At 35.8% G+C, this 25,860-nt stretch carries 19 protein-coding genes and 2 pseudogenes; 6 read left to right on the top strand and 15 right to left on the bottom strand.

From position 1 onward, the window contains the following. Positions 1-78 precede the first annotated feature (78 nt). The gene (locus JUJ52_RS07560) at positions 79-555 is read left to right on the top strand and encodes a GNAT family N-acetyltransferase (protein ID WP_026682111.1); all 477 of its coding nucleotides are present in this window, start codon (positions 79-81) and stop codon (positions 553-555) included. A 481-nt stretch (positions 556-1,036) separates the two neighbouring features. Here the strand turns inward: JUJ52_RS07560 and JUJ52_RS07555 are convergent, their stop codons facing one another. From JUJ52_RS07555 to JUJ52_RS07530, 6 genes are all read right to left on the bottom strand, one after another. Next, positions 1,037-1,225, bottom strand: a complete 189-nt coding sequence (locus JUJ52_RS07555; RefSeq protein WP_026682110.1) for a hypothetical protein — start codon at positions 1,223-1,225, stop codon at positions 1,037-1,039. Between the two features lie 392 nt (positions 1,226-1,617). Continuing rightward, complete coding sequence (locus tag JUJ52_RS07550; protein WP_121604358.1) at positions 1,618-2,871, bottom strand: MFS transporter; 1,254 nt, start codon at positions 2,869-2,871, stop codon at positions 1,618-1,620. A 20-nt stretch (positions 2,872-2,891) separates the two neighbouring features. Continuing rightward, the gene (locus JUJ52_RS07545) at positions 2,892-3,815 is read right to left on the bottom strand and encodes a bifunctional helix-turn-helix transcriptional regulator/GNAT family N-acetyltransferase (RefSeq protein ID WP_166529862.1); all 924 of its coding nucleotides are present in this window, start codon (positions 3,813-3,815) and stop codon (positions 2,892-2,894) included. Between the two features lie 83 nt (positions 3,816-3,898). Further along, the gene (locus JUJ52_RS07540) at positions 3,899-4,459 is read right to left on the bottom strand and encodes a GNAT family N-acetyltransferase (RefSeq protein ID WP_166529863.1); all 561 of its coding nucleotides are present in this window, start codon (positions 4,457-4,459) and stop codon (positions 3,899-3,901) included. A gap of 368 nt (positions 4,460-4,827) precedes the next feature. Next, positions 4,828-9,027 carry an endo-alpha-N-acetylgalactosaminidase family protein gene (locus JUJ52_RS07535; protein WP_205389442.1) on the bottom strand — a complete coding sequence of 1,400 codons (4,200 nt, stop codon included), beginning with the start codon at positions 9,025-9,027 and terminating at the stop codon, positions 4,828-4,830. 405 nt (positions 9,028-9,432) lie between these two features. Continuing rightward, on the bottom strand, positions 9,433-10,611 hold the full coding sequence (locus tag JUJ52_RS07530; RefSeq protein ID WP_026682106.1) for a multidrug effflux MFS transporter: 1,179 nt from the start codon (positions 10,609-10,611) through the stop codon (positions 9,433-9,435). Between the two features lie 443 nt (positions 10,612-11,054). Between JUJ52_RS07530 and JUJ52_RS07525 the strand changes: the two genes are divergently transcribed. After that, on the top strand, positions 11,055-11,798 hold the full coding sequence (locus tag JUJ52_RS07525; protein WP_205389441.1) for a ZinT family metal-binding protein: 744 nt from the start codon (positions 11,055-11,057) through the stop codon (positions 11,796-11,798). Positions 11,799-11,947: 149 nt separating this feature from the next. On the opposite strand, the gene JUJ52_RS07520 is transcribed toward JUJ52_RS07525, so the two are convergent. Further along, positions 11,948-13,129, bottom strand: a complete 1,182-nt coding sequence (locus JUJ52_RS07520) for an MFS transporter (protein ID WP_026682104.1) — start codon at positions 13,127-13,129, stop codon at positions 11,948-11,950. Between the two features lie 101 nt (positions 13,130-13,230). On the opposite strand from JUJ52_RS07520, the gene JUJ52_RS07515 reads away from it, so the two are divergent. Then, positions 13,231-14,109, top strand: coding sequence for a LysR family transcriptional regulator (locus tag JUJ52_RS07515; protein ID WP_205389440.1), 879 nt, complete (start codon positions 13,231-13,233; stop codon positions 14,107-14,109). Positions 14,110-14,531: 422 nt separating this feature from the next. On the opposite strand, the gene bla is transcribed toward JUJ52_RS07515, so the two are convergent. The 3 genes and pseudogenes from bla to JUJ52_RS23325 all read right to left on the bottom strand — a co-directional run bounded on the left by bla (position 14,532) and on the right by JUJ52_RS23325 (position 17,925). Continuing rightward, the gene (gene bla / locus JUJ52_RS07510; RefSeq protein WP_026682102.1) at positions 14,532-15,461 is read right to left on the bottom strand and encodes a class A beta-lactamase; all 930 of its coding nucleotides are present in this window, start codon (positions 15,459-15,461) and stop codon (positions 14,532-14,534) included. Between the two features lie 201 nt (positions 15,462-15,662). Continuing rightward, a pseudogene (locus tag JUJ52_RS07505) lies at positions 15,663-17,566 on the bottom strand (peptidoglycan D,D-transpeptidase FtsI family protein). 227 nt (positions 17,567-17,793) lie between these two features. Next, positions 17,794-17,925 carry a hypothetical protein gene (locus JUJ52_RS23325; protein ID WP_255637589.1) on the bottom strand — a complete coding sequence of 44 codons (132 nt, stop codon included), beginning with the start codon at positions 17,923-17,925 and terminating at the stop codon, positions 17,794-17,796. A gap of 77 nt (positions 17,926-18,002) precedes the next feature. Here JUJ52_RS23325 and JUJ52_RS07500 point away from each other — a divergent pair. From JUJ52_RS07500 to blaI, 3 genes and pseudogenes are all read left to right on the top strand, one after another. Then, positions 18,003-18,152: pseudogene (locus JUJ52_RS07500) on the top strand (IS110 family transposase); the annotation flags it as partial. Positions 18,153-18,488: 336 nt separating this feature from the next. Continuing rightward, complete coding sequence (locus tag JUJ52_RS07495) at positions 18,489-20,258, top strand: BlaR1 family beta-lactam sensor/signal transducer (protein ID WP_026682099.1); 1,770 nt, start codon at positions 18,489-18,491, stop codon at positions 20,256-20,258. A gap of 95 nt (positions 20,259-20,353) precedes the next feature. Further along, positions 20,354-20,746: a penicillinase repressor BlaI gene (gene blaI / locus JUJ52_RS07490; RefSeq protein WP_026682098.1), complete on the top strand. Its 393-nt coding sequence runs from the start codon at positions 20,354-20,356 to the stop codon at positions 20,744-20,746. A gap of 364 nt (positions 20,747-21,110) precedes the next feature. On the opposite strand, the gene JUJ52_RS07485 is transcribed toward blaI, so the two are convergent. The 5 genes from JUJ52_RS07485 to JUJ52_RS07465 form a co-directional block, all read right to left on the bottom strand. Further along, a complete protein-coding gene (locus tag JUJ52_RS07485; protein ID WP_200862564.1) occupies positions 21,111-22,592 on the bottom strand; it encodes an MFS transporter in 1,482 nt (493 codons plus the stop codon). Between the two features lie 146 nt (positions 22,593-22,738). Further along, positions 22,739-23,326, bottom strand: coding sequence for a TetR/AcrR family transcriptional regulator (locus JUJ52_RS07480; RefSeq protein ID WP_205389439.1), 588 nt, complete (start codon positions 23,324-23,326; stop codon positions 22,739-22,741). A 356-nt stretch (positions 23,327-23,682) separates the two neighbouring features. Then, positions 23,683-24,300 carry an ABC-2 transporter permease gene (locus JUJ52_RS07475; RefSeq protein ID WP_166529867.1) on the bottom strand — a complete coding sequence of 206 codons (618 nt, stop codon included), beginning with the start codon at positions 24,298-24,300 and terminating at the stop codon, positions 23,683-23,685. After that, complete coding sequence (locus tag JUJ52_RS07470; RefSeq protein ID WP_205389438.1) at positions 24,281-25,162, bottom strand: ABC transporter ATP-binding protein; 882 nt, start codon at positions 25,160-25,162, stop codon at positions 24,281-24,283. The genes JUJ52_RS07475 and JUJ52_RS07470 overlap by 20 nt, the downstream gene beginning before the upstream one ends. Then, entirely contained in the window at positions 25,162-25,539 is a 378-nt protein-coding gene (locus tag JUJ52_RS07465; protein ID WP_166529869.1) for a GntR family transcriptional regulator, read from the bottom strand. The genes JUJ52_RS07470 and JUJ52_RS07465 overlap by 1 nt, the downstream gene beginning before the upstream one ends. Positions 25,540-25,860: the final 321 nt, after the last annotated feature.

Raw genomic sequence — 25,860 nt, 5'->3', positions numbered from 1 at the left:
TTAGTCAACTTTTTAAGGGGAGAACAGTTTAACAATCTTTCGTAATCTTTAATGAGAACTATTTGGAGGGGGTATTATATGATTATTCGAGAAATTAAACAAGAAGACAATGCACAAATAAAAAAGATCATACAGGATTCACTAAAATCACTTGGTTTAGCGATTCCTGGTACAGCATATTTTGACCCTCAACTTAACGATCTTCACCAATATTATACGGAGTTAAAACATGCGAACTATTGGGTGGTAGAAATGGAAGGAGAAGTTGTTGGCGGAATTGGTATAGCACCGTTTAACGAACATGACCATGTTTGCGAATTGCAAAAGCTCTACGTAAGTCCAAAAACGCAAGGTTTAGGATTTGCAAGGAACCTGATGGAAACAGCTCTGTCATTTGCATCTAAACATTATTCAAAGTGCTACTTAGAAACACAACATGAATTAACAGCTGCATGTATATTATATAAAAAATTTGGATTCTCTCTTTTGGATGAACCACTGTCTGGTTCTGACCATTCCGCCATGAATGCGTGGTATATAAGAGATTTGAATTAGTAATTAATAAACTTCTTTTTAATGCTATATACATCCATAAATTTCAATCATTACCAAAGAAGTGTTCTTTCATAAAGTGAAACTTCAATTAACGGGGGGCTTACTGCTAGTTATATGCGGGATAAACAAAAGCGCAAGTGCCCGATTAGAAACGTAGCGACTGGAGCGAGTCAACGGAGATAATTAATCACGGTGTGCTTGCGAGCCGATGATGATTTAGATTAGGACGATTCGTGAAGTCCTCTAGTTTCTGGGTGCTGTGCTGGACGCCGCCCAACACGCCCATATCCACATGGGCACTTTTATAATTTCCTAGACTAGAATAAAAGATGGGATGAATATATAGTTTTCACACCATCTTTTTAAACTACTCTACAAATAATACTGGCTTTTGTTTTGATTAAAGCTTAACAGCTATTCCTGCCGTTTCTTTAAAGAAATTTTTATATAGTAGTATATCCAAATCTGTACTTCTTTTTCTTCAGTCACCGTTATTTTTTATGTCATGGTCATTTACAGGCATTTTCGTACCAGTAAAGGGATTTAACTCATATGTCATATCTCGATTGTAATCCTTTTCTGTTTTCCGAACATTTTTTCCTAAAGCAACAAAATACATTATAAAAGGCACAAAAGCAATGAGTATAACAATTCTTATTATCCAATCCATTGAATATACCTCCCTTTATTTTGTATTACGTCCTTTAATTAATTAAGTTTCACCTTTTCCCAAAACGCTACTATTATACGAAACATGGGGTCATTGTGAAAAAAACACGAACTAGAATGAATAAAAACACTCAAAATTGAAAGAGGTGGCCCACTATCAACAAAAAAGCGAAATCAAGTACTGACAACAGTAAACTTATTTATTTCATTTAACTATATTTAATCGTTTTATAAAAAGGCTGAATTATTTTTTGGTTACGTAGCTATTCTTGAATGAACTAAGAAAAATTCTTGAAGCTATACTTGGGAATATAACAAAGATGACTAGACATCGTCAGTTAACCAAAAATACAACACCTATTTAATTTCAACTTATTGACCTACACTAAGGTTTTAGTTTTGTAGTTTTCCCTTTTTAGCATACTTCATAGGTTCAGGTAATAAAAGGTTTAATATAGCTGCTCCTACTAAAATAACAATTGATAAGTAAAAGGAAATGTTATAACTACCTGTCTCACTATAAAACAGCCCTGGTAAATAAGCACCTAATGCTGATCCTATTTGATGACTTAGAAATAACCATCCTAAGATAAATCCAATGGAATATTCTTTAAAATATTGAGTAGCCAATAATTGAGTAGGAGCTACAGTTGCAAAATCAACTAATCCAAATAGCACTGCAAAAACAAGTAGTAAACCAGAATTATGACTATATAATAGAATACAAATTGATATTGCTCTAACTACATATAGAAAGAATAACATTTTCCGACTGCTCCAACGATCAGCTACTACACCAGATATTAAGATTCCTAAAATATTAAATCCAGCAAGTATACTTATAGCTGCACTAGTGACACTTGTTGAAAAACCATGATCATGTGAAAATGGAATTAGGTGTGTATCCATTAATCCTGTGGTAGTAAAACCACAAATAGCAAAAGGTAAAATTAAGAACCAAAATTCTCTTTTTAGAAATACTTGCCATATCGAAAGGTTTGTATTTAAAGCTTTCTTTGCGTCTATGTCTTCTTCAATAACTTCCCCGCCAATAGGGGATAACCCCTTTTCTTTAGGATGATTTCGTAAAATTAAAAGGACAATTGGAAAGACAACGAAAATTAAAAAAGCACCTAAAATAATAACAGTCATTTTCCAATTAAACCAATGGATTAACATGAGAGAACCTGGAACAAGAAACATTTGACCAGCACCAAAACCTGCTTCCATAATCCCAAATGCAAGGCCACGCTTTTCATTAAACCAATTAGTTACAACCACTGTTGCAGCTACATTAGAGGCTCCTCCTACACCAAGAGAAACCATAATTCCATAAAGGAAAAATAACTGCCAAGGGTGATGTACAAAAGAAGTAAGTAAAATACTTATTCCTACTAGAAAAGTGCTGAAGGATAAAATAATACGAGCACCTAATTTATCAACTAGCCTGCCAATGATTGGTTGGGAAAGTCCATAAACAATAAAGCTTAAAGTTGAAATAAGGGAAATTGTTCCTCTATCCATTGAAAATTCAGATTCCCATGGTTCTACAAAAGCACCAAATGAAAGGCGTACACCTTGAACAGCTAAAAAAGTTAAAAATGTCACAAAAACGATAATCCAACCATAATGAAATTTTATCTTCATATCTTCTCCTAAAAAAATAATTATTTGGTCCTTAGATCTAAATCCCAACGTTCTTCTATTAAAGTAGATCCCCACAATGATTTTTCTTCTTTTTCTGCTGTTATTTCAAATCCAAATTTTTTATATAATGGTCTGGCAGTTACCATATCACTAACCGTCCAAAGAAAAATTCGTTCAAAATTATGTTCTTTGCAATATTGAACTAAAGATTTAATAAGTTGAGTGCCCACTCCCTTTTTTTGAAATGCTGGATTTACTAGGAACCACCTTAACTGTCCGGTCTCGCTTCCATCATTTACTAAACCAATACAGCCTGCAAACTGTCCACAACTTTCCGCTATCCAGATCCTTTCTATTTCAGAGTCAAAGGTCTCATGAAGATATGCTAAAAAACTTTTATCCCATTTGTATACTTGGCTATAAAATAACCATTGCTGTTCAATCATGTTTTTTATATCTTCCGAAGTATAATAGCTCCGGATAGTAACGGCTTCTTCTTTATCTTGAAATGAATGAGAAAGAATTTCTTGTATCGTATTCATTGAAGAAATCAGCTTTCGTTTTTGACCATCTTCCAAACCTTCAAGAATATATCCCACTTGCTGATTAGCCTTCTTCTCCAGCTCTTTGTATATTAATTCTCCATGATTCGTGACATATAGATGATAATTACGACCATCATCTTTACATTTTTGCTTATAAATCATTTTTTCCATTTCGAATTTTTTAATAATTCTACTTACATAACCACCATCTAAATCTAATTTTTCTTGAATATGTTTAGCTGTACAATTTCTAGTGTTATAAATCTCAAATAAAATACGAGTTTCCGTTAAAGAAAAAGGACTATCGTAGATATGTTCATTTAAAAAGCCTAGAATTTCTGTGTAAAACCGGTTGAATTTCCGTAACTCAAAACCACATTCATTTTGTTCATTATTCATATTGCACACCTCTTCCAAAGTCTAATAATTTATTAAATACATAATTATTTCATAATTTTAAACAAAATACTTGCTTTAGTCAATTATTTATTTTTTTCTCCCTCTTCGTAGAACCTCAAGTTAGCTACATAATCTTCGTAAAGCATGCTCATAATAATTTCATCCGAATATGTATTCTTCAAATATAAGGATTGTCTTAAAATGCCTTCTTTTTGAAAGCCAGCTTTTTCATAAGACTTTATGCCACGAATATTATGTGAGAAGACTTGCAGCTCTAAGCGATTTAAGTTTAATTCCTCAAATGTAAATTTTTGTGCAAGCCGTGTAGCTTCTGTCCCATACCCTTTTCCATAGTTGTCCTTACTATGAAGCGCTATTCTAAACATTGCCTTTTTATTATGTTCATCAATTTCTTGAATCGATAAATCACCTATAATTTGGCCATTTTCTAATAAACAAATAGCTAAATCATGACGCGTCTCATCTTGGCTAAAGCTTTTATAAGCATTAACCACCTCCTCCATTGTAAATACGTTACGTGTGCCAGTCATGTATAACCCTTCATCCTCTTGGCATCCCTTAAATATACTTTCCATATCACTATCACAGATAGGTCTTATGTATACATAACTTCCTTTGATCATGTTTATAACCCCTTCTTTGATAATTTTTACTTAACCATATCAACTTATCTTCTATTTAAATAGATCGTTTTATAAATAGCTATGCCTAAAACAATGATGAAACGTTTTTGACATCATGAAAGGCACTAACAAGTGATTTGTCAGTGCCTTTCATTCATCTAGAATAGACTATTTTTTTAACCGTTTCTGTAGATAAATAATATTGTATTGCCAAAGCTTCAATTGGTGTTCCACAAGTAAAAGCTTTCCTTATAAGCCATTTATGCCAGCCCCTTAATTAATATAAATAAAAATAAGCATGCAAAGCCAATTTATAAGAAATGAATCCTAAGCAAATTATACAAATTGCTCATGTAAAAATCCGTCTTCTATTGCCATTTTCCAATTAAACTGTTGGTACCAGAAATAAGGCCACCATAAGCTTCATTTGTGATATAACCTCTGTCTTTTTGTCGATCAAGTAACCGCTTAAACCCTTTCAAGTGTTTCACAATCTTTTCTTCTTCTTTTTTCTGTTCAAATCGTTCCACCACGGTCAGATGTATGTTCAAAGCATGCACAGTGCTTTTCTTTTTAAAAGCACCAATTTCATCATAATAGTCAACTAATGCACGTAAATCGGCTATTGTTGATACTGGTACTGCCTGCTCGATGCGAAGATTATCCAATATAAATGTACCTTCCCCAGTGTCCATATTTACGGATGTGCCATCATTAAAGAGACCGATATAGGTTTGACCATTTTCTGAGCCAGTAATGGTAAACTCTGCTGTGTTTGTTTTTATAGATGCTGGGAGTAATTCATTCGTTGTTAATCCATTTGCCTTGTCGATATTTCGAACATCAATCGCTTGGTCACCAACGATGAAGCGATACGAATCAGCAGTTGTTTGATAGTCAAAGCTCACTTTATACGTTACACCTGGTTTAAAATGAAAGTGTTGTGGAATAGTTCGGTATACTAATCCACTGTTTCCGGTATTCACCTTCAGAGACCAATTCCCCTCAAGTACATCATCAACTATTTTTTTGCCTGCCCAACCTTTTTGTGTATATGGTGTATGAAGCTCTGCCAAGTGAATGCGGTTATCTTCTACACCCTCTGTATTACCTACAACAAAAGGATAAATTCCCTGGACAACTGTTTCAAAATCCTGTTCAAATACACCTGGTGAGCTGTAATTATTCAATGAACTTTGCACAATTCGGATGTCATCAAATCTTGTATTCCCTTCCCCGGCTTCACGGCCAAGCGATAATATAGCTGTATCACTTTCAGCGATAAAACTTACTTGCATCCGCTGCATATTACTGTTGTATCCATCATTTGTGGCATGTGAATCAGCTTTTACGTAGTTCTTTTGTAAGCTACGCAATGTATAATTGCTAACCTCCTCTACGCCACCCATAACAGAAATTGAAGCCTGCCCATCACTATTGTTCTCCACATATACTTCTGCTACATATTCCGCTCCAGGTTCTAAATCGGTTATCGTTCGAGTTACAATTGTCTCTTTTTTCGGACTGTCCATATTCAAATAATAGTCGCCACTGCTTAAATTTCGAGCATCCTCTGCTTGGTCTGTTCTATTTACACTGACAGCTTTCTTATCACCTTTAACCTTTGTAAACTTATCTTTAATTGTCCCTGTATTAAACCCAGAATCATGAATATGGTTACCAGTACTCCATTCCTCAACCTTTATTTGTTGATCGTCGCCAGCAACAATAATATAAGGAGTTGCTGCTTCCGCGTTCAGTGTAATTTGATTATCAACTACCTCTACCTCATGCATATCCGTTCTACCTTGATCTGTTAGCTTATAAACTTTTAGACTCGCAGCATCCTCGTATTCATTCGGAAGTGTCCATGTAGTCTCTCCACCTTCCAAATTCCAGTGATATAGTTTATTAGAATCAGGTGTTGGTTTCTCGAAATCCTGCTCGATCCATGGCAGCAAATACGTATGACCGTCAAGTATGACATTGTCATTAAGACGAATGATTCGTTCTCTCGAATCATTTTTTCGTCTCACTTCAACTTGATCTCCATTGCTTGGATCCTTTAACTTGATTGCTTTTTCTAAATTGGTTTTCGTTGGGTCACCTTCTGTTGTTTCCCAATTCATTACATAATATTTTTGTAAAAACTTCGTCGGTAAATTCGTATCAAATGTCATGCGAATGAAGTGATCGAAGTTCTTATCCGATTGCCATCCTTCAAAACCAGCTAACTCAAATCCACCAAGTAATGGATGATCCGCTGTACCTCCCACTTCTGGCCAATTTAGTACCCAGGAATCTTTTTGATGATTACTAATAAAACGAAGCACTTCAGAGTTAATACCCTTGCTTGCTGAGCCACCATAATTTTTGTCCGTTGCCCAATGCTGCCATGTGGAATAATTTGGAACAGCTGTACCAAATTCTGTTGTCATCCTCCACCCTCTGTCCACAATTTGCTCAGCAATCCGATCGGACTCCCATTGATCCTGATACCAAACATCTAGGTATATAAAATCAAGTTCAGGTGCGGCTGCTTTTAATTCATCCAATCTTTGAGCACGTGCACCCGAGTACAAATCTTTCAATTTATCAATAGTGTATGACTGGTCTAACCACCCCCACCCTTTGGCATTAGGACCGTTAATCAAATCGTCACTAAAAGCATCTGCTTCTGGATACGTTTCTTGGGCATTAATGTGAACACCAAATTCCGCATTGTACTGATGACCCTCTTCAATAAGTTTGTTTAAATCTATTGAACCACCCATACGCTCGCCAATATCACCGTAATCTGGGTGAGCACTGTCATGTCCTTCATTTCCATAACCTTTAAGCAGAACAGCCTGTCCTAATCCATCTGTTGCAAGTGCTACCTTTTTAACATTGTCTAGCGTTTTCAGAAATGGCTGCTGGGTCTGTGAGCCAAAATTCATGGCAATGCGCATGCCTACATTATTGTTTACGTTTTCCGATCCCTTAATCGTCTGCATAATATCACGGTATGCAATTGCTCCGTCCTGCCAATCTACGTTGTTATCTGCGTTTAAATCCTCTGCAATGGCAATTTTTATGGTCGGCTTATTAGAGGATGGTTCTGACATAAACTCCCTATGGTAATAAAGAGCGTTGGATGCAATACCTAGCGCTTTATTACCATTACCATTTACGTACCGGTTGGCAATCAAGTTATGGTAGCCATCTACTTCTGAACTGGACCATACCCCTGCACTTAGTTCGTTTGTTGACAGGAAGGCAGCATAGTACCCCTTTGAACTTCCTATTTCCTCCATTGATGAGTCTACATTCACAGTCGTATCACCGGGCTTGGTAACATCACTACTGAGATTGGTTAATTTAGCATTTGCATCAGCTTGCGAAGCATTTACTGAGATATAATTCATATCTGCAAATTCGATTGTTTCAATGGTGGTATTCCCGTTATTATTTATTTCCTCAAAGCTATAAACAACCTTATTGCCATTCACTTTTAGTGAAAGGGTAAACGTAGCATCAAGGTCCTCAAACTCATCCTGAACAGCTAGCGTATAAATCACTTCCTGATCACTAACCTTTTCAAAGCTTACTTCAGGATAGTAAAGCATATTATTTATTTTTAATCCATAAACTGGTGATAGCTGCCCATTCATTACACTGTTACCAACAGAGTATTTGATTACTCTAGGAAACACTTCATCAATTGTTACATTCATATAATCTGAGCTTATTGTCTGCTCTATTGGCTCTAGATCTGGTGGATCTGGAGGCATGTACTCCTTCATATGCACATTCGAAATCGTAATATTAGCAGCTCCGCGGCTCTTCTCTAAGCCAATTAATCCCGCTTTATCTACACCACCAGACTGCGTCCATGATCCTATTTTTTCATCATTAATGAAGAGCGTTGCTGAATCATTAATAAATCGTACACGCAAATGGTATGTTTGGTCTGCCTCTATCGCCATCCCTTTCGTTAGCGAAGTCCATTTGTTCACTGGACCGAAGAGCTCATGGAAGTACTGATTGTTCTGATCCTCCGTTCCCACATACGTATACGCAGAGGGATCTTGTACTCGAAAAATAACTCCGAAACGATTCAAATCTGTATCTGATGTAATGTCTGCTTCAAAAATACCATTTTTCATTTCTTCCATATTTTTATAGACTATTTTATTTTTTCCGCTCGATGTAATTCCAAATGTTGCAGACCCATCATCGTGATAGGTTATCGTACCGTCACCTTGAATAATTTCTAAGTCCCCTTCTTCCAAGTTCTCATCATTAATTTCTGTCTGATTACTAGTAGAATCAATAGTTTGTAATCCCTCCCCGCTTGGTGATTCTTTTGAATTTTCATCCTTTTTTCCAATTTTCTCCTCCACTGCAGATCTCATGTTGCTGTTCCCCTTTTGCTGTGTGATTTCAGTTGTTTCATCTCCAGCAGAAGTATCTTGATTCCAACCTTCTGCATAAGCTGATGAGCGATTAATTATACTTAGATAAGAAACAGTTAACATAAATGCTAGTAACACTGTACATACTTTCTGTGCACATTTTTTTATCATTGATCCATTTACCTCCTTTATTTTAATAACTTAAATTAGATTGGGAGGACAAGTAGGTTTATTTCCATAAAGTGAAACTTCAATCAGTTGGGGTTTTGTTTAACCTCACTACTGCCAATTATGTGCGGGATAAAACAGGAACCTCCCTACAATTGCACGGTTACAAATTAAGGTTAACGTTGTTGAAACGCTTTCACAACAAAGATGTTGTTCTATTTTTTATGAATATTGCTTATTATTAGATTTATTAGTTCATTAAAGAGATAGTGCGAAGTAGTTCTATGAATCTTTTATTTGAAAAGCAGCCAATTACCTAATCCCGTTTAATTACTTGTTACTAAAACAGAAAAAGAGAGAAACACCTTGGGAACAAGGCGCTTCTCTTCAATTCAATTCAATTCTTTATTATCTCAAAATATACTTTTTACCAAGTGCCCACATAACAACACTTATACTCAAAAAATATAATGGCATCGTAATCAATGAACCATTATGAAGAAAACTCATTCCCGTCGTTACTAAACTAACTAACATGTAATAGCCTAAACTGAAAACTGCCCCGGCTGTTCCTATAACATCTTGAAAATCCACAAGCGCAAGGCTCAAACAGTTTGGTAAAGCAATACCTGCTCCTATTAACATGATAAAAACTGCAACTAAAATACCTAGCAGTAATGCTAGATTAAATGAAGCTGTGAAAATAACGGCCAATGTTAATAACAAAGAGCCTACAATCATTACGAAGCATCCAAGGTGAATAATTCTCTCTGGCTGATATATGGTTAATAATTTTCTTGAGATTATAGCTCCAATAATAGATGCCAACGCCACAATTATACCTAGGAAACCAAACATACCTGGAGACATATGAAAGTGTTCCATAAAGATAAAGGGGGCTTCCGCATAATAGCTGAACAAAATTCCGTTTATACCACCAATTAGCAATCCAAAGACAAAGACACGTGGAGAAAAAACAATTCGTTTAGCAACAGGCAAAATGGCGACTCGTTTTCTTGTTAAACCATTCGTTGTCTCCGGTAGCCTGAAAAAAGCATAGATAAACAACAAAATACTCATTATAACAAGCACTAAAAAGACAGCCTTAAACCCAAGTTCCTGATCCACCCAACCACCGATAAGTGGACCTACTGCAGGTGTGAAAGCGATAACTGCAGATATTTGTGCAAACATAACATGTCTTGTACTTCCAGACATACTTTCTCGTAAAATGGTTTGCGTAATAACTGACCCAGTAGCTGCCCCAAAAGCCTGAATGAAGCGGCTAACAAGAAGGAAAGTAACGGTTTCAGAATAAAAACACATCACACTTCCTATTCCATAGAAAACTAAACCACTTAGCATTGCTGGTCTCCGGCCGATTAAATCAGAGACCCATCCCCAACAGAAAACCCCGAAGGCGAAACCAATAAAGTAAATACTTAAGGTTAACTGCACCGAATTATTTGTAGCACCAATCGCATTAGCAATATCCGGCAAAGCTGGCGTATAGATTGTTTCGCTAATTTGTGGAAAAGCCACCAGAACAATCATTAAAAGTAAAGATGGTGCTGTATATTTTTTCATTTTTTGCCCTCCTACAAGCATGGTCTATGTTAAAAACAAAGAGACCAGCTAGGGGAAGGGCGGTATCATTATTAATATACGATTATAAAATAGCATTATTAAATCACCTTCGTATGCAATAAAAGTAGGAGAGCATAGTCTGATAATATTATAGGAGTTTTTATCCTTTTTTGAAAGAGCTATTTTATCCTCTTTAGTTTTGTCACAGCCCAAATTAAAAGGTATTCATTTAACTCTCCCCTTTTTATATTTGGATTGTTATCTATTAACCTCTCATATCCAAAAACCCTTTCTAAAAGAAAGACTATGAAGATGACATGGCACCTATCCTATGCAAAGTAGATTTTCATTCAGTAAGGATGGATACATTTTGTCTTGACGTTCGCACTCCATATATGTATAATCTAGATCGTAATCATTACGATTTATGAGGAGGAGTATTTATGCGTATTTCATTTATAAAATGGTTTAGCATAGTAACCATTAGTTCGTTACTAGTATTAGCAGGGTGTCAAAATTCAGGCTCATCTAAGGAAGATAATGAAAAATCATCATCCGGCAACACTTCTAAACAGCAAGAGCAAACAACTGATAATACAAATGAGCATGATCATAATCACGACCACAGTCATGCACTTGATGAAGAAACAAAACAAATTTACGAAGGGTATTTTGAAGACAGTCAAGTGAAAGATCGTTCACTCTCAGATTGGGAAGGTGACTGGCAATCTGTATATCCATATTTACAAGATGGGACGCTTGATGAGGTATTCGTTTATAAGGCTGAAAATGAAGGTGATAAGACAGCTGAAGCGTATAAGAAATATTATAATAAAGGCTATCAAACGGATGTTGATCGTATCCTAATTCAAGGGGATATGGTAACGTTCTTCAAAAATGGCGATAAATATACAGGTGAATATACCTATGATGGGTACGAAATCCTAACATATGACGCGGGAAATAGGGGAGTAAGATACATATTTAAACTAGTTGAAGAAACTGAAGAGCTTCCTCAGTATATTCAATTCAGTGATCATAGTATCTATCCAAACGAAGCTGGGCATTACCACCTATATTGGGGTGACAGCCGTGAAGATTTACTGGAAGAAGTCAACAACTGGCCAACCTACTATCCATCAGAAATGGATGGTCACGATATTGCCCATGAAATGATGGCACATTAACCAATCATGGTTAGACATATGTAAATTATGTATTAGAATATGATAGTCGTAGCAGTTGATAACTAGGGTATTCGGAAAATTGCGAGGATAGAGCCAGCTCTTAACCTCTTTCCATCCAATAATCCGATTACCCCTTTTTCATTACTGTGCTAGTTGTCTATGTGTACATTCGTTGATTTTATTTTATTTAAGTGAAACGAACATGTAATGAAAATTAAAGCTAGAACTACAAATAAACCACTAATCCAACTTAAATATAAAATGGAAATATACTGTATGATTATACCTCCGAAAGCAGCCCCAAGAGTCATCCCAACATTCATCAATGCTGTATTAAAGCTTAGTATCGTTTCAGACGAATCCGGCTTCAATGTAATAAGGTAAAATTGCTTCGCAGGTGTTGTTGTCCAAGTAGCTGCTCCCCAAACCATTACGGTAATAAAAACGCCTATTGTTGACTGCGTTGTAAACGTTAAAGAAAATAAAGCCATTGCGTGAATGAATAAACTAATTGATATCGTTCGATTTGGACCCCATTTATCTACTGCATACCCCCCAAATCGAGAGCCAATAAAAGCAAACGTACCTAAAACGAATAATACGACACTAATCATCTCTATAGATAATCCAGCAGTTGTACCTAATAACGGCGAAATATATGCAAACACCATTGTATATCCGAGAATCCAAAATACGGTAGTTAGTAACCCTGTAAATAGTCGCTTATCCTTGATTATCTGTATTTGTTGCTTAAAAGGGAGTGGCGTATTCCCTTTAATCCAAGGTAATCTTTTGTAAAGGAAATATAAAATAAGGACCGTGATGAAGGCAATAATTAGAAAGATATACCGCCAATCTACATAAGCTGCTAAATATGTTCCTATTGGAACTCCAAGTACTAACGAAACGGTAAAGCCCGTGATAACAGTTGCTATGGCACCACCTCTTTTTTCAGGCGTAGAAATTTGAGCAGCATAATTCGTTGCAACTACAATATACAATCCACCACTCATAGCCATAATAACTCGTGATATCATAAGTAAAGCGTAGTCATAACTAAAACATGCAATTATATTTCCTAAGATAAATGTAAAGATGGAATATAATAATACTTTTTTTCGTTCAAATGTTGCAGTTAACATAACCAAGACGAGTGCTCCTATAGCATAAGACAAAGAATATACGGTTATCAATTGACCTGCTAATGCAATGGTTATATCTAAATCAACAGAAATAATTTCTAAAATTCCAGAAACAACAAACTCTGCAGTACCTGTAACAAATGCTCCTAAAGCAAGTAAAAATATATTTAAATTTAGTTTTTTATTCAATTTCTACAGCTCCTTATCACTTCAAGACTTGTTCTCATTTTATGCCCTGTGATAACATAAGTAAAATTGATATTTTTAATGAAGGAGATGAGTAATAACTCATGAGTCTTATTCGCTTTGAAATTATAACGAAAGTGATGGAGGTGGGGAGTTTTACCAAAGCCGCGGAAAGGTTAAATATGACCCAATCAGCTGTAAGTCATGCTATTGCCAGTCTGGAATCAGAATGGGGTGTGACCTTATTAATTCGTGATCGCCGAAAAGGGATAGTACTTACAGAAGTGGGGCAAAAAATCCTTCCTCATATGAGAGAAGTGCTAAATAATATGGAAAAAATAAACCAGGAAGTAGCTCTAGCAACTAATCTAGAAATAGGCACGATTCATATTGGTACTTTTTCGAGCGCCTCTTCTTGTTTATTACCAAAAATACTTGCAAAATTTCAAAAAAAGCATCCTAAAATAGAATTTAGATTTTATGAGGGGACATACGAAGAAATTACCGAATGGCTGAATTCAGGAATTATAGACATAGGGTTTGTTGTGGAGGATAGATCGACCTCAGACTTTGATCTTGTACCTCTAATAAAAGATGAAATGGTTATCGCTTTTCATCCAGAACATAAGTTTTTTAACAAACAAACGGTAAATATGCAAGATTTACAAGATGAACCTTTTATCATGCCAACAGGTATGTACCAAGCACATGTAGAAGCGTTGTTTAAGCAAGCAAATGTTAAACCTGTTATCCGCTTCGAAGTACATGACTGTAATACAATAGCCAATATGGTACAGGAAGGGCTCGGAGTTACAATCGGTCCAGCGCTATTTCTAAAAACACAGCAAACTATTAAAATAGGTAAATTAAATATTATTAATTGGCGTGAAGTTGCACTAGCTTGCAGTTCAATTTCAAATGCATCTCCCGCTGTAAAAGAGTTTCTTAAGGTTGCTAAACATACTTTCGATCAACCTAAATAATAAAGTGAAACTTCCATCCGTGGAGGATTGTTTATCCCCATTGATTGGTAGTAATGACCTAAAGACCATTGAATCAATCGGACATTTGCTAGCAGTCGAACCCCCTCTTACCAATATTGGGTTCACTTTTTTGTTTGAAGTCAGGGGCTTACTGCTAGTTATATGTGGGGTAAATGGGATACCTATCATAAGTAGTTCGTGATCAAAGATTTAGCGTTTCCCTTGTTCATAGGCACAAGGCGATATAACCAAGTATTAGATCTTTCACTACCTTTATATGCAACGCTTAAATCTCTAATACGTAAATAAAGAAATATAAAACTATAACATACCTAACAAAAAAAGAATCGAGAAGACATACGAATAGTACGTCCCGATTCTAGTCTAAAAGAAATTTACTGTTATATTTAGATTGCTCCAACCTACTCTTTATCTAAATAGAGAAGTTCTATTACTTTCTTTGTTGCCTGTGCAATAAGCTTATCATTATAATCAGCATCCTCTTTATCCCGATCAGAAAGTATGGCAAGAACAATCGGATCACCTTTTGTTGGCCAAATGATAGCAATATCGTTTCGCGTACCATATGAAGCGGCTCCCGTTTTATCTGCAACCTCCCAATTACTTGGAACACCTGCACGAATCAAATTATCTCCCGTCGTATTTCGCTTAAGCCAATCTACTAATATCGTTCGTTTTTCCTCTGGAAGTACATCTCCAAGTGTGAAAGCTTGGAGGCTAGTAACAAGTGCCTTTGGTGTGCTAGTATCAGCTGTTTCTCCTGGTGTAAATTCATTTAATGCTGGTTCCTTTCGCTGGGGATTAGTAACCTCATCCCCTAAACCCCTCAGTGTATCTTTCAATCCACTAGGGCCACCTATTTGATTGAATATAAGATTAGCTGCTGTATTATCACTAAAACGAATAGAAGCATCGGATAGCTCCTTTAGCGTCATCCCTGTATCCACATGCTTTTCTGTGATTGGGTTATAATTTACAAGGTCATCTTTAGTATAGGTAATTCTTTGTTCTAAATCTTCCATTGATTTTTGTTGTAACAGCGCTCCCACCGCTAAGGCTTTATGCGTTGAAGCATATGCAAAACGTTCTTCTGAGCGATAAGCTATCGTTTTATTTGTTCCAGTATCTAGAGCAAACACACCAAGTCTGGCATCAAATTCTTTCTCAAGTTTGCTAAAAGTGGCCTTGATGTCAGTTTCTTGCTTCTTTTGGTTACTATGATTACTTACCTCATTTTTCGAGCAACCTACTAAAGCAATAAATGCTAACAGTAATAAAATTCCTGTCCACTTATATTTATTTGATCGGCAAAGCTGCGTACATACTTTCATGAAAAATCTTCCTTCTTTCTATATGTTTTTTATTCCTAATAACTCCTTCTCGTCGATTACTCCTACATCGTTCACAGCGTGACATGAAGGTGATTGGCAAGATTATTAGATGCAACATATGGGTCTTAGTATTGCCTATCGTAGCAAAAGCGTGTATATATAATTGGGTAACTATTAGCTAATGCAAAAGCATATCGACATTTATTCGGTTTGTTCTTTATCTTTTGGTTCACGACATTCTTCTTTCAATTCAAAATAAGCATCCATTATTCGTTCGCCTATTTTATTGTTTACATGTTCGCCTTTACCAGTGTGTGGTACGACAATTGCAAAAGCTACCTCTGGATGATCAAATGGTGCATATCCGATGAGAGTGAGATTCTCCGTATAATTGCCATTAATCTCATTTTCTGCTGTTCCTGTTTTTCCTGCAGGATTATACGATTTATCACCAAATTCGCGATATGCGGTTCCACCGGGCTCCTGATATACACGTCGAAAGCCCTCTTGGACACGTTTAATCTGACTTTGACTCATTTCAACCCGATTCAGTACATCTGTATTTACGCTCTTAAACAAAGAACCGAGCTGTTTTTCAGAAGGATTAGGGAGCCGAATTTCTTTCAAAAAATGAGGCCGAACACGTAATCCATCATTTGCAATCGTAGAAACATATTGAGCTAATTGCATAGTGGTGTATGTATCATACTGTCCAATAGCAAAGTCCAGGAGATTACCTGCTACGGGATTAGGACCTTTATATCCTGTACCCTCATAAGGATAGTCAACTCCAGTCTGTACACCAAGTCCAAATTGAGAAAAATAATTCCGCATTTCTTGAAACGCCTCTTTTTGAAATGTAACAGGTGATTATACTGATAATGATATTCTCCACCCATACGTAAGGCGATGTAAAACATATACACGTTAGATGATCTTTTTAAAGCATCCTGATCATTAAGCAAGCCAAGGCTTGAATCAGTATACGAACTTTTTTCTGGTGTTCCTTTAATTTTTAATGGTTTATCATAAAACGTATCTCCCGGAGCTATTACAGCCGATTGATAACCGGCTAATACTGTTGCCCCTTTCACAGCAGAACCTGGTATATGTTGATCATACAATGCTTTGTACGCAGTATTACGAAATGCATTTTGCTTGCGATCATAATGCTGTCCAGAAACGGCAAGCAACTCACCGGTTTTTGGATTTAAAACAACGGCTAGCGCGTCTTCCATATGACGATTTTCATATGGATATTTTTTAATAATTGCTTTCAATTCATCACGTACAATCTGATCAACTTTTTCCTGGAGTGCTATGTCGATCGTTAAAACTAAATCCTTCCCTTGCTGACCTTCAACCACAATATTGGAATCAACTATTTCCCCCCTTTTATTGATCGTATACTTCATCTGCTCCTTTCTTCCTCTTAGAACAGCCTCATACTGCTCTTCTAATCCGCTTTTTCCAACTCTGTCATTCGGACTATAGCCACGTGTCAAATAAAAGTCTTTTTTATCCTTTAAAATCCCTTCTTTATGAGATGTAATGGACCCTAACAATTTTTTAATCGTATCACCATAAGGATATGCTCGTTTCCAATCTGTCGTTGCATTAATTCCAGGTAACTCATGTAAATGTTCCGAAACCTTGGCAAATTCACTTGGTGTTACCCCCTCATTCTTTACAATGTGTGGTGTTAAGGTCATCGCCTTATCTAATTCTTTTTTTATAAGGATAATGTTTAACTGTTCTTCTGTTATGTCGTTAACTTCCTCTTTATTTATTCTCTTCAAAATCGTACTATATTGTTCTGATGGGTCCATGCTAGCTACTTCTTTTTCCATTAATCGTTTTTTTGCTTCATCTATATGCTTTAAATACCAGTATTCTTTTTTATCTCGTAAGGTTAGCGTATCTAATTGAGCTTGCTTATTTTTGCCATGATACATCGAAATAAAGGTTGATAATTTTTCCGCGACCTCTAATCTTTCTTGTGCTTGTACCCCTTTTGCCGGCATATAAGTGATCGCATATAGTGGTTGATTATCTACAATAACGCGATGGTAACGATCATATATTCTCCCACGTGGTACCGGCATTTTCGTCGTATCTTGAGTTGTTCGGTCTATTTCTGCTTGGAAGCTGTCTCCATTTAAAATTTGTACAACCCCAAGCCGAAAAATTAATATTGTAAATAAGAAGAATATAAGAAGAAATAAAATGCTAACTCGTAAGGTAAACGGTGTTTTCTTTTATCTCTTTTTTCCATTGTTTCAACAAACTCCCTTTAAAAATCACTCTATTAATAGGCACCTATTGAAGCGATTTAAGGATTTTCTCCATTTTGGGATAACATAGCCGTGCCTCCTCTCTGCTTGACATCTTTAATCATCATTACTAAAAGCAATTTAGGATTTTTTGTGTCCATTTTGCTGATATCCTTCCCAAACCATTTCATTGCTTTTCATTCCTGACGGACGCTTTCCGTGGGCATGGCTTGAGCCTTTTGCTCACAAAAAACGTTCGCTGTGGGGTCTCAAGACGAATGGAAATCAGTATCTCCGATATTATCTAGTTGAAGTCGCTAACTCGGTAAGAAGGCTGATTCCTGAGTATAGCGAATATTATGGGAAAAAGTATGAAGAAGTACCGAAGCATCAACACAAAAGAGCTCTTGTCTTTACTTAGCTTGCTTAGATTCTTCTTGTACAATCTCTCACCTAAGTAACTACATACAGATTACAACCGTAGTCTAATACTACAGTCGTAATCTATTTTTGTCAAATGGACAAAGATCATTAAACAAGATCCCTTGAAATATGGTTGTGACAATCATCTAGAAGGGGCGATCTACTATATAGGTTGTACGTTTACTTCTTGTAATTGCACTGTTTACATAAATTTGGTAGATTGCTTAACCAATCATGAAGTGCTACTATTTTTATATATTCATTATGTGATTCTATCTTTTAGTAATCATTGCTACGAAAGTTAAGATGGTCAAGAATTGGAGAGAATAGCATGGATTTTATCCACTTTATGATAAGTTTTATGGTGTCTTCTTTTACTGTTGTAGTTATTACGTTAATTAGAAAATTGTTTAAAAACCAACTCTCCGCCAAATGGAGATATCATTTATGGTTTTTATTGCTATTTGCGTTGACGCTTCCTTTCATACCAACTCATTACCTTCATGTTGGAAACTATTTGTCGATGGATGGTAAGCAAGCAAATCAAACACCATCATCTACAACTTTGGCTGAAGAACCTCAAGCGGAGGTAAACTGGATGCAGGACTTTTCAGTCTCTGTTAATCGAATGGATCTTACAGCCCTAAATGAAATACTAGTCGTAATTTGGATACTAGGCATGCTGCTTTTCACTGCGCTAACAATCCATTCGTGGTTAAAACTTAAAAAAATAAAGCGCGCTACGTATAGCATTGGGAATAATGAAATTCTAAGTTTGTTTGAACAATGTAAACAACGGTTAAATGTAACAAAACAAATAAATATAGGAATATCCCCGCTTGTCAAATCCCCTATGACATTTGGTCTATTTAAAACTTATATTGTATTGCCAAGTCATTTTGAAAAATGGCTATCGATGGAGGAAATTAAATACATTTTGCTACATGAACTGAATCATTATAAATATAAAGATATTGCAATAAATTACCTTGTTGTCATGTATCAAATTGTTTACTGGTTTAATCCATTCGTTTGGTTTGCTTTTAAAGAAATGAGATTAGATCGTGAAATTGCCTGCGATATTGCTGTATTGAAGTTATTAGATAAGCAGAAATATAGGGTCTATGGAAATACAATTATTAATTTTGTTGATAAAAACTCCCAGAGCAGAGAGCATTTTATTTTGACAAATCAGCTAAACGGGTCAAAAAGGCAGATTAAAAGGCGTATTGAAAGTATTGCATCGTATACAACCGAATCAAAGCTGTTGAAGCTGAAAAGTCTAGCTATCTTTATGCTTGTAGGGTTATTTGTAACGAGTCAAATTCCGATCATTTCTGCTACGACAGCTGAAGATAATCATCATAAATTTAAGCATGAACGAACAATCTACGAGGATTTAAGCAACTATTTTGTGGGTTATGAAGGAAGCTTTGTATTATATAGTATACAAGATGAGACATATCGTATTTATAATGAAGAGAAAAGCACATTAAGAGTTTCTCCTAATTCTACGTATAAGATTTATAGCGCATTATTTGGACTAGAATCAAATGTCATAACAAACGAAAATTCCACGTTAAAGTGGAATGGGATGCAATATCCATATGATTCTTGGAATCAGGATCAAAATTTAACTACAGCAATGAAAAATTCTGTTTCTTGGTATTTTCAAAGATTGGATCAGCATGTTTCTAAAGACAACATCCAAGCTTATCTAAAGACAATAAACTATGGTAATAAAGATATTTCTGCTGGATTATCCAACTATTGGCTGGAGTCTTCCTTGAAAGTATCTCCAATCGAACAAGTAAATGCACTGAAAGACTTTTATACAAACAAATATGGATTTAAAGATAAGAATATCCAAACGGTAAAAGATGCAATTAAATTAGAGGAAAAAGATGGTATGATACTCTCAGGAAAAACTGGCACAGGTAGTGTCAATGGCAAAAATATTAGTGGTTGGTTCATAGGATATGTCGAGACCGAAGCGGATACTTTCTTCTTTGCAACGAACATACAAAATGAAGCAAGCTCCTACGGAAGTAAGGCAGCTGAAATAACATTATCCATTTTAAGAGATAAGGATATATATTAGCTTTTAAGGTTAATGCTAATTGAAAAAGCCTAGTATACACATACTAAAAATTTTTGTACATTAAACGGGCGCATTTTAAGCAGGAGGAGATTAGTGTGACAAATAAAGTACCTAGTATATCGGAAGCAGAATGGGAAGTCATGAATGTGCTTTGGGAAAAGTCCCCACAGACAGCCAACGAAGTCATTTCATCCTTGCAGGAACAGAAGGACTGGAAGGCGAAAACAGTACGCACACTTTTGGATCGTCTTGCTCATAAAAAGGTTGTCGGAGTAAATAAAAACCAAAGAGTATACACCTTTTTTCCGCTTTACACCCAGGATGATTGTCAACATGCAGAGGCAAAGTCCTTTATTCAGCGAATTTATGGTGGAACATTAAAATCAATGCTAGTACAGTTTATCCAGGAAGATTCTTTATCAGAAGATGATATTAAGGAGTTAAGGTCCATTCTGGATGAAAAGCCTACAAAAAAGAAAAATGAATGACGTACATGAAAACTATTAAAAAATAGGTATAAGTCAAATCGTACATTTTTTAGAGTTTTTGTATAACCGTAGCTAATTTATTTATTCCACCGTTCTTAGTAAACCAAATATCATCACTGTAACATACAATGAAGTACATTAGTTTTGTAATGTTACTATAAATAGGAACCAAATACGCAGGAGAGCATGACTAGGTAAGAAGTGACAAGGAGGCTTTTAGGCAGTATGTGAAAAGCCTCCGCCTATAGTGGAAATTAAATAGTAACATTTATAGATCTTCGACATTTTATTGACTCGATAGTTAAATTCCTTTAGATTTATCATTTACAAGTTTGTATACTAAAATCTTGAATAACTACTATTCCTATGAATAGCGCTTAGGCACTACAAGCATTACATAAACGACAACTGCCATCGTAGCACAAATTGCAGCTACGCCCCATAGTGTAACTTGCCATGCTTCGGTGAACTGTTCAGAGAGAAATCCTGAGTCTGAACTAGTAATAACCCCTGCTGCTACTTGCTCTGCAAGCTCAGCTGATTTCACCCGTACCTGAAGCAATGTGACTAATACTGCACCAAACACAGCAATAACTAATGCTTCAGAACCACCTCGAATAGTATTAAGGAAACCTGCCGCCATTCCAACTTGCTCTTGGTCTACGAGGCTCATAGCCTGGCCATCGGTAATACCAAATGAAATTCCCATTCCGACTCCAATCATTAGCAAGGGACCAAATAAATCACTTGTACTTACACCTGGATGAATCACCGTTAACCAGGCATTACCAGCAGCTATTAACAAAAGGCTTAGCCCAATAAGAGCCGGAGTGGAAACGCCCCGATTTACTAACCAGCCACCAAGCTGGGGAATCACTAATACTGGTGCCGTTAGTATCAGCATAATAACACCAACCTCTTCAGCAGAGATCTGATTCACCCCTTGTAAGTAGACTGGAAGGAAGACCAGTACACCGAGAAAACCAACTGATGTTATAAGTGTACTAATACACCAAGCCATAAATCTTGTATTTTTAATCAGCTTTAAGTTAAGAACAGGATGTGTACTTCGTCGCTCAACGAAAACGAAAATTGAAAGTAATATTATTCCAACCACAAACACTGTAAGAATTACCGGGCTTCCCCACCCAATCTCTGGCCCTTGCATGATGCCAAACATTATTAGCGTGAACCCTACGATAAAAGTAAGCATCCCTGGCCAATCTACTTTGACGCTCTGAGCTCCTCGCGACTCAGATATGAACAAAGTACCAATCAGAATCAGTACGCCAATGGCTAAATAAATAAGAAAGATGGAACGCCACCCAAACTCGCCAACTAACCAACCAGACAAAAATGGACCAATGGCAATACCTACACCTGCCATCGTTCCTAACGCAGCGAATGCTCTCATACGAGCTGGACCATTGAATGTAGTGGCAAGGATTGCACCACCACTTGCCATCACTCCTGCACCACCGATGCCAGCTAGTGCACGAGCAGCGTCCATCAGAAAAATATTATTCGAGATTGCGCTAATAAGCGATCCAATGACAAAAAGAGCCGATCCAATGATAAATGTACGCCGACGGCCGAATAAATCCGCCAGCGATCCAAATACTAGCGTAAAAGCAGCAAATGTTAGATTGTAAGCTGCAACCACCCAGTGCAAAGGGGCACCGGATACGCTCAAATCAACACCTATTTGTGGAACTGCTACTGCTGTTCCAGCAATTGACATTGCTATGACAAGCACTCCAGCAAGAACAACGATGAGCGTGACAGTAGGATATGAACGGCGCTGCCCACTAATCTCCGAAATAACTTTATCTTCCATTCTTTTCATTCAACACACTCCTTATATATATTTAATTTATGTTAAACATTGTTAGTTAGTTATTAGCAACTAACATTAAGTTTAAGTAATGAGGGAGAGAAACGAAAACACTTCAATGTTAGATAGTGATAACTAACATTGAATCGTAAAAAAAATTAAGGCTTTAATCCCTTAGCAATTATAGTTATCGCCTCTCGAAGATAATCCTCCTGTGGTAATGTAGAGGACGAGCCCTCCAGTAGTGTTTCAGCAACAAACTTCCCATAGTTAAATTGCATTAATGTTAACGCTTGAATTTCTGGGTCTCCATCAACTACCTTGCCCTTTTCCTGCATCACTTTTAAGTAGTCGATAACTACTTTTAGAAATTTAGCTGCATTCTTGTGGACATTCACATGAATATCGGGCATTGTTTTACGTTCCATAATGGAAATTAAGAAAATTTGTCTATTTTTTGCCAATAGTTCATGATACAACATACTTATCATTAGTAGATCCTCTTCTAAATTAAATGTGATATTTTTTTGGATCTGTTGTTCTATAGGCCCTGTGTATAGGTAGTTATCGATTATGGCTTCTAATATTGCTTTTTTTGTTCCAAAGGTTCGAAAAACAGTCATTTCACTCATACCCGCATTTGCTGCAATTTCTTTAATCGTTACGGTTTTATACCCTTTTTCAGACATTAATTGGATTGTCGCTGATAGGATTCTATCTGCGGTACTTTTAGTTTTTTCATTCAACTAACAACTACTCCTCTCGTGATAGTTATTAACAACTAACATTATTTTTTTCTTATCCTAATGCATCATAAGCTATTTGTCAAGTTTTCATTATGAGTAAATAAAGTAAGCTTTCAATCAGTGAGGGTCTTACTGTCAGTTATATGCGGGATAAAACAGGGAAATGGAAATCTATTGATTAGAAAAAGGAGTGAGCCCAAATTGAATTCACTCCTTTTTTGCACTGTTCGTAGGGTATTAAAAACCTGAAATGACATACTACTCTTTTGTTACTCCATTATCACCGTTAACTGACTTACAGTATGGAAGATTAAAGTTCTGTTGAAAACAAGTTAAACACCCCTTTTTCAACACCATTAAAATACTTTTCTTCTATAAATACGAATAGAAAGTATCCATGAGATAACGTAAAGCAGAACGACTGATAAGGTCACGAATAAATACAGCTGCGTATTTTCTAATGACAAGATTGTATGCACGATATTTCTAATTCGATCATTCAAATCTACGATAAATGTATTAACGATAACAAGATAAAGACAAAACAAAACAATGGACGCATTCATTAAATAACGACTTTTAAAAAGATAACAGAAAGGAAAAGCAAATGAAATAAAGATGACGACAATACTTGTAATCAAAAGCAATTGCTTCCATTGCACCATTTCGCTATGCATAATCCAATTTCCAACAGAAATAGTTAGGAGAACGAAAGCCATCCATATAATGGCACCAATATATTTCGAACTAACTATTTCATTTCGTGTATACGGCAAAGCGTTCAACAGTAAATTTATTGACGATTTTTCGTCCTTTGAAAAAACAACCATAATAATTCCAATACAAAATACAATACTTATCCATGTAATAGAGGTAATAGAGGTACCAAAAAATAAATAGATAAATAAGGCAGGTAATAGAATTAAGAATTCATTTTTCTGTAATAAAATATCTTTACGAATAAGATTTAGCATAACGTTCTTTTCCCTTCTTTGTATATAGCATAATATCTTCAAGTGTCGGCTTTTCGATAACAACCGTATCGCCAAAAATATTTTCTGTACGTTGTCTATTCGACGTCAATGCCTCAAAGCCATAATTTGTCTTGCGAATCCCTAGAAATTCCTGTTCTGTATCCCGATCTAATAGGTTTGTCTCACCTTTCACAATTGCATAGTTTTCTTCGATTTTGTAATACGCTTTTGTAAATTGATGCTGTCCATTATGAATAAAGGTGATATAATCCGCTATCCGATCCAAATCTGTCGTAATATGTGTTGAAAAGAATATCGTCTTTTCACCATCCTGCATCAGATTATGAAGAATATCCAGCAGCTCTCGGCGAAAAATTGGATCTAAACCAGATGTTGGTTCATCCATAATAATTAGCTCAGCATGGTGTGATAATGCAAAGGTTAAAGAAGCCTTCATCATCATCCCTTTTGAAAATGTTTTTATTTTTTTCTTTAGTGGCAGCTCAAACATATCTACATACTGATCAAAAATGGAATCATCCCAATTATTATAAGCGGGGCTAATCATTTGCTTCATGTCGACCAATGTACTATTTTCATAAAAGATATTACCATCGAACACAAAGCCGATTCGTTGTTTTATTTCCTTTTCATGTGTTTTGTAATTCAAGCCGAAAAGGGAAACAGTTCCACTATCGGGTTGTAATAAATTCATAATCAACTTGATTGTCGTGGATTTACCAACCCCATTACCACCTATAAAACCAGTAATAAAGCCTTTCTTAACCGATATAGATAAGTCTTTTAGTTGAAATCCGTTAAACGACTTATTTACCTGATTTAGCTCAATTACACTTTCCATTACGCTTCCTCCTTAAAGAGCATTCTAAGCAGTTCTTCTAATTCTGTTAACTCTAGACCTATTTCTTTACTATTTTGAATGGCGTCCATTAATTGCTCTTCTATCACTTTCATTTTTCGTTCTCGAATCATCTCATTATTTTGCTCAGATACGAAGGAGCCTTTTCCAACTATCGAAAAGATAAAACCATTTTTTTCTAGTTCTTCGTATGCTCGTTTAGTTGTAATGACACTTATGTCTAATTCCTTAGCTAATTGACGCATGGAAGGTAAAGACTGCCCGGCTTGCAATTCATTGGTCAAAATATGCTTCTTTATTTGCGTATAAATCTGCTCATAAATAGGTCCTTTTACATTATTTGAAATTATAATTTGCATGCAAATACCTCTTTTTAGATATATTGTATATATACTTTATATACATAATACACAAAAGGTAATTGATTTACAATATTATTTAATGAGTAAATAGAAAATTTTATCTTACAGTTAACGGATGCAATTGATAGTAGAACCACAATGAATGGATAGATGGAACGTGAAAAATAACTGGAAGCATATCGTAGACAAACACGTCAAACGTAAAAAGCCAAATAATGAGGCTGAAAATCAAGCGAGAACGGATTAAAGGAAAATAAAAATAAAAATTAAAAGATTAAAAAAACGAAAACAGTTTTAATATAGACTAAGAAAAACCGG

Source organism: Virgibacillus sp. AGTR, from assembly GCF_016919725.2.
Taxonomy (GTDB): Bacteria; Bacillota; Bacilli; order Bacillales; family Amphibacillaceae; genus Virgibacillus; species Virgibacillus salarius.
Note: the sequence above shows the minus strand (reverse complement) of the source record. Positions and strands in the feature narration are given on the sequence as shown.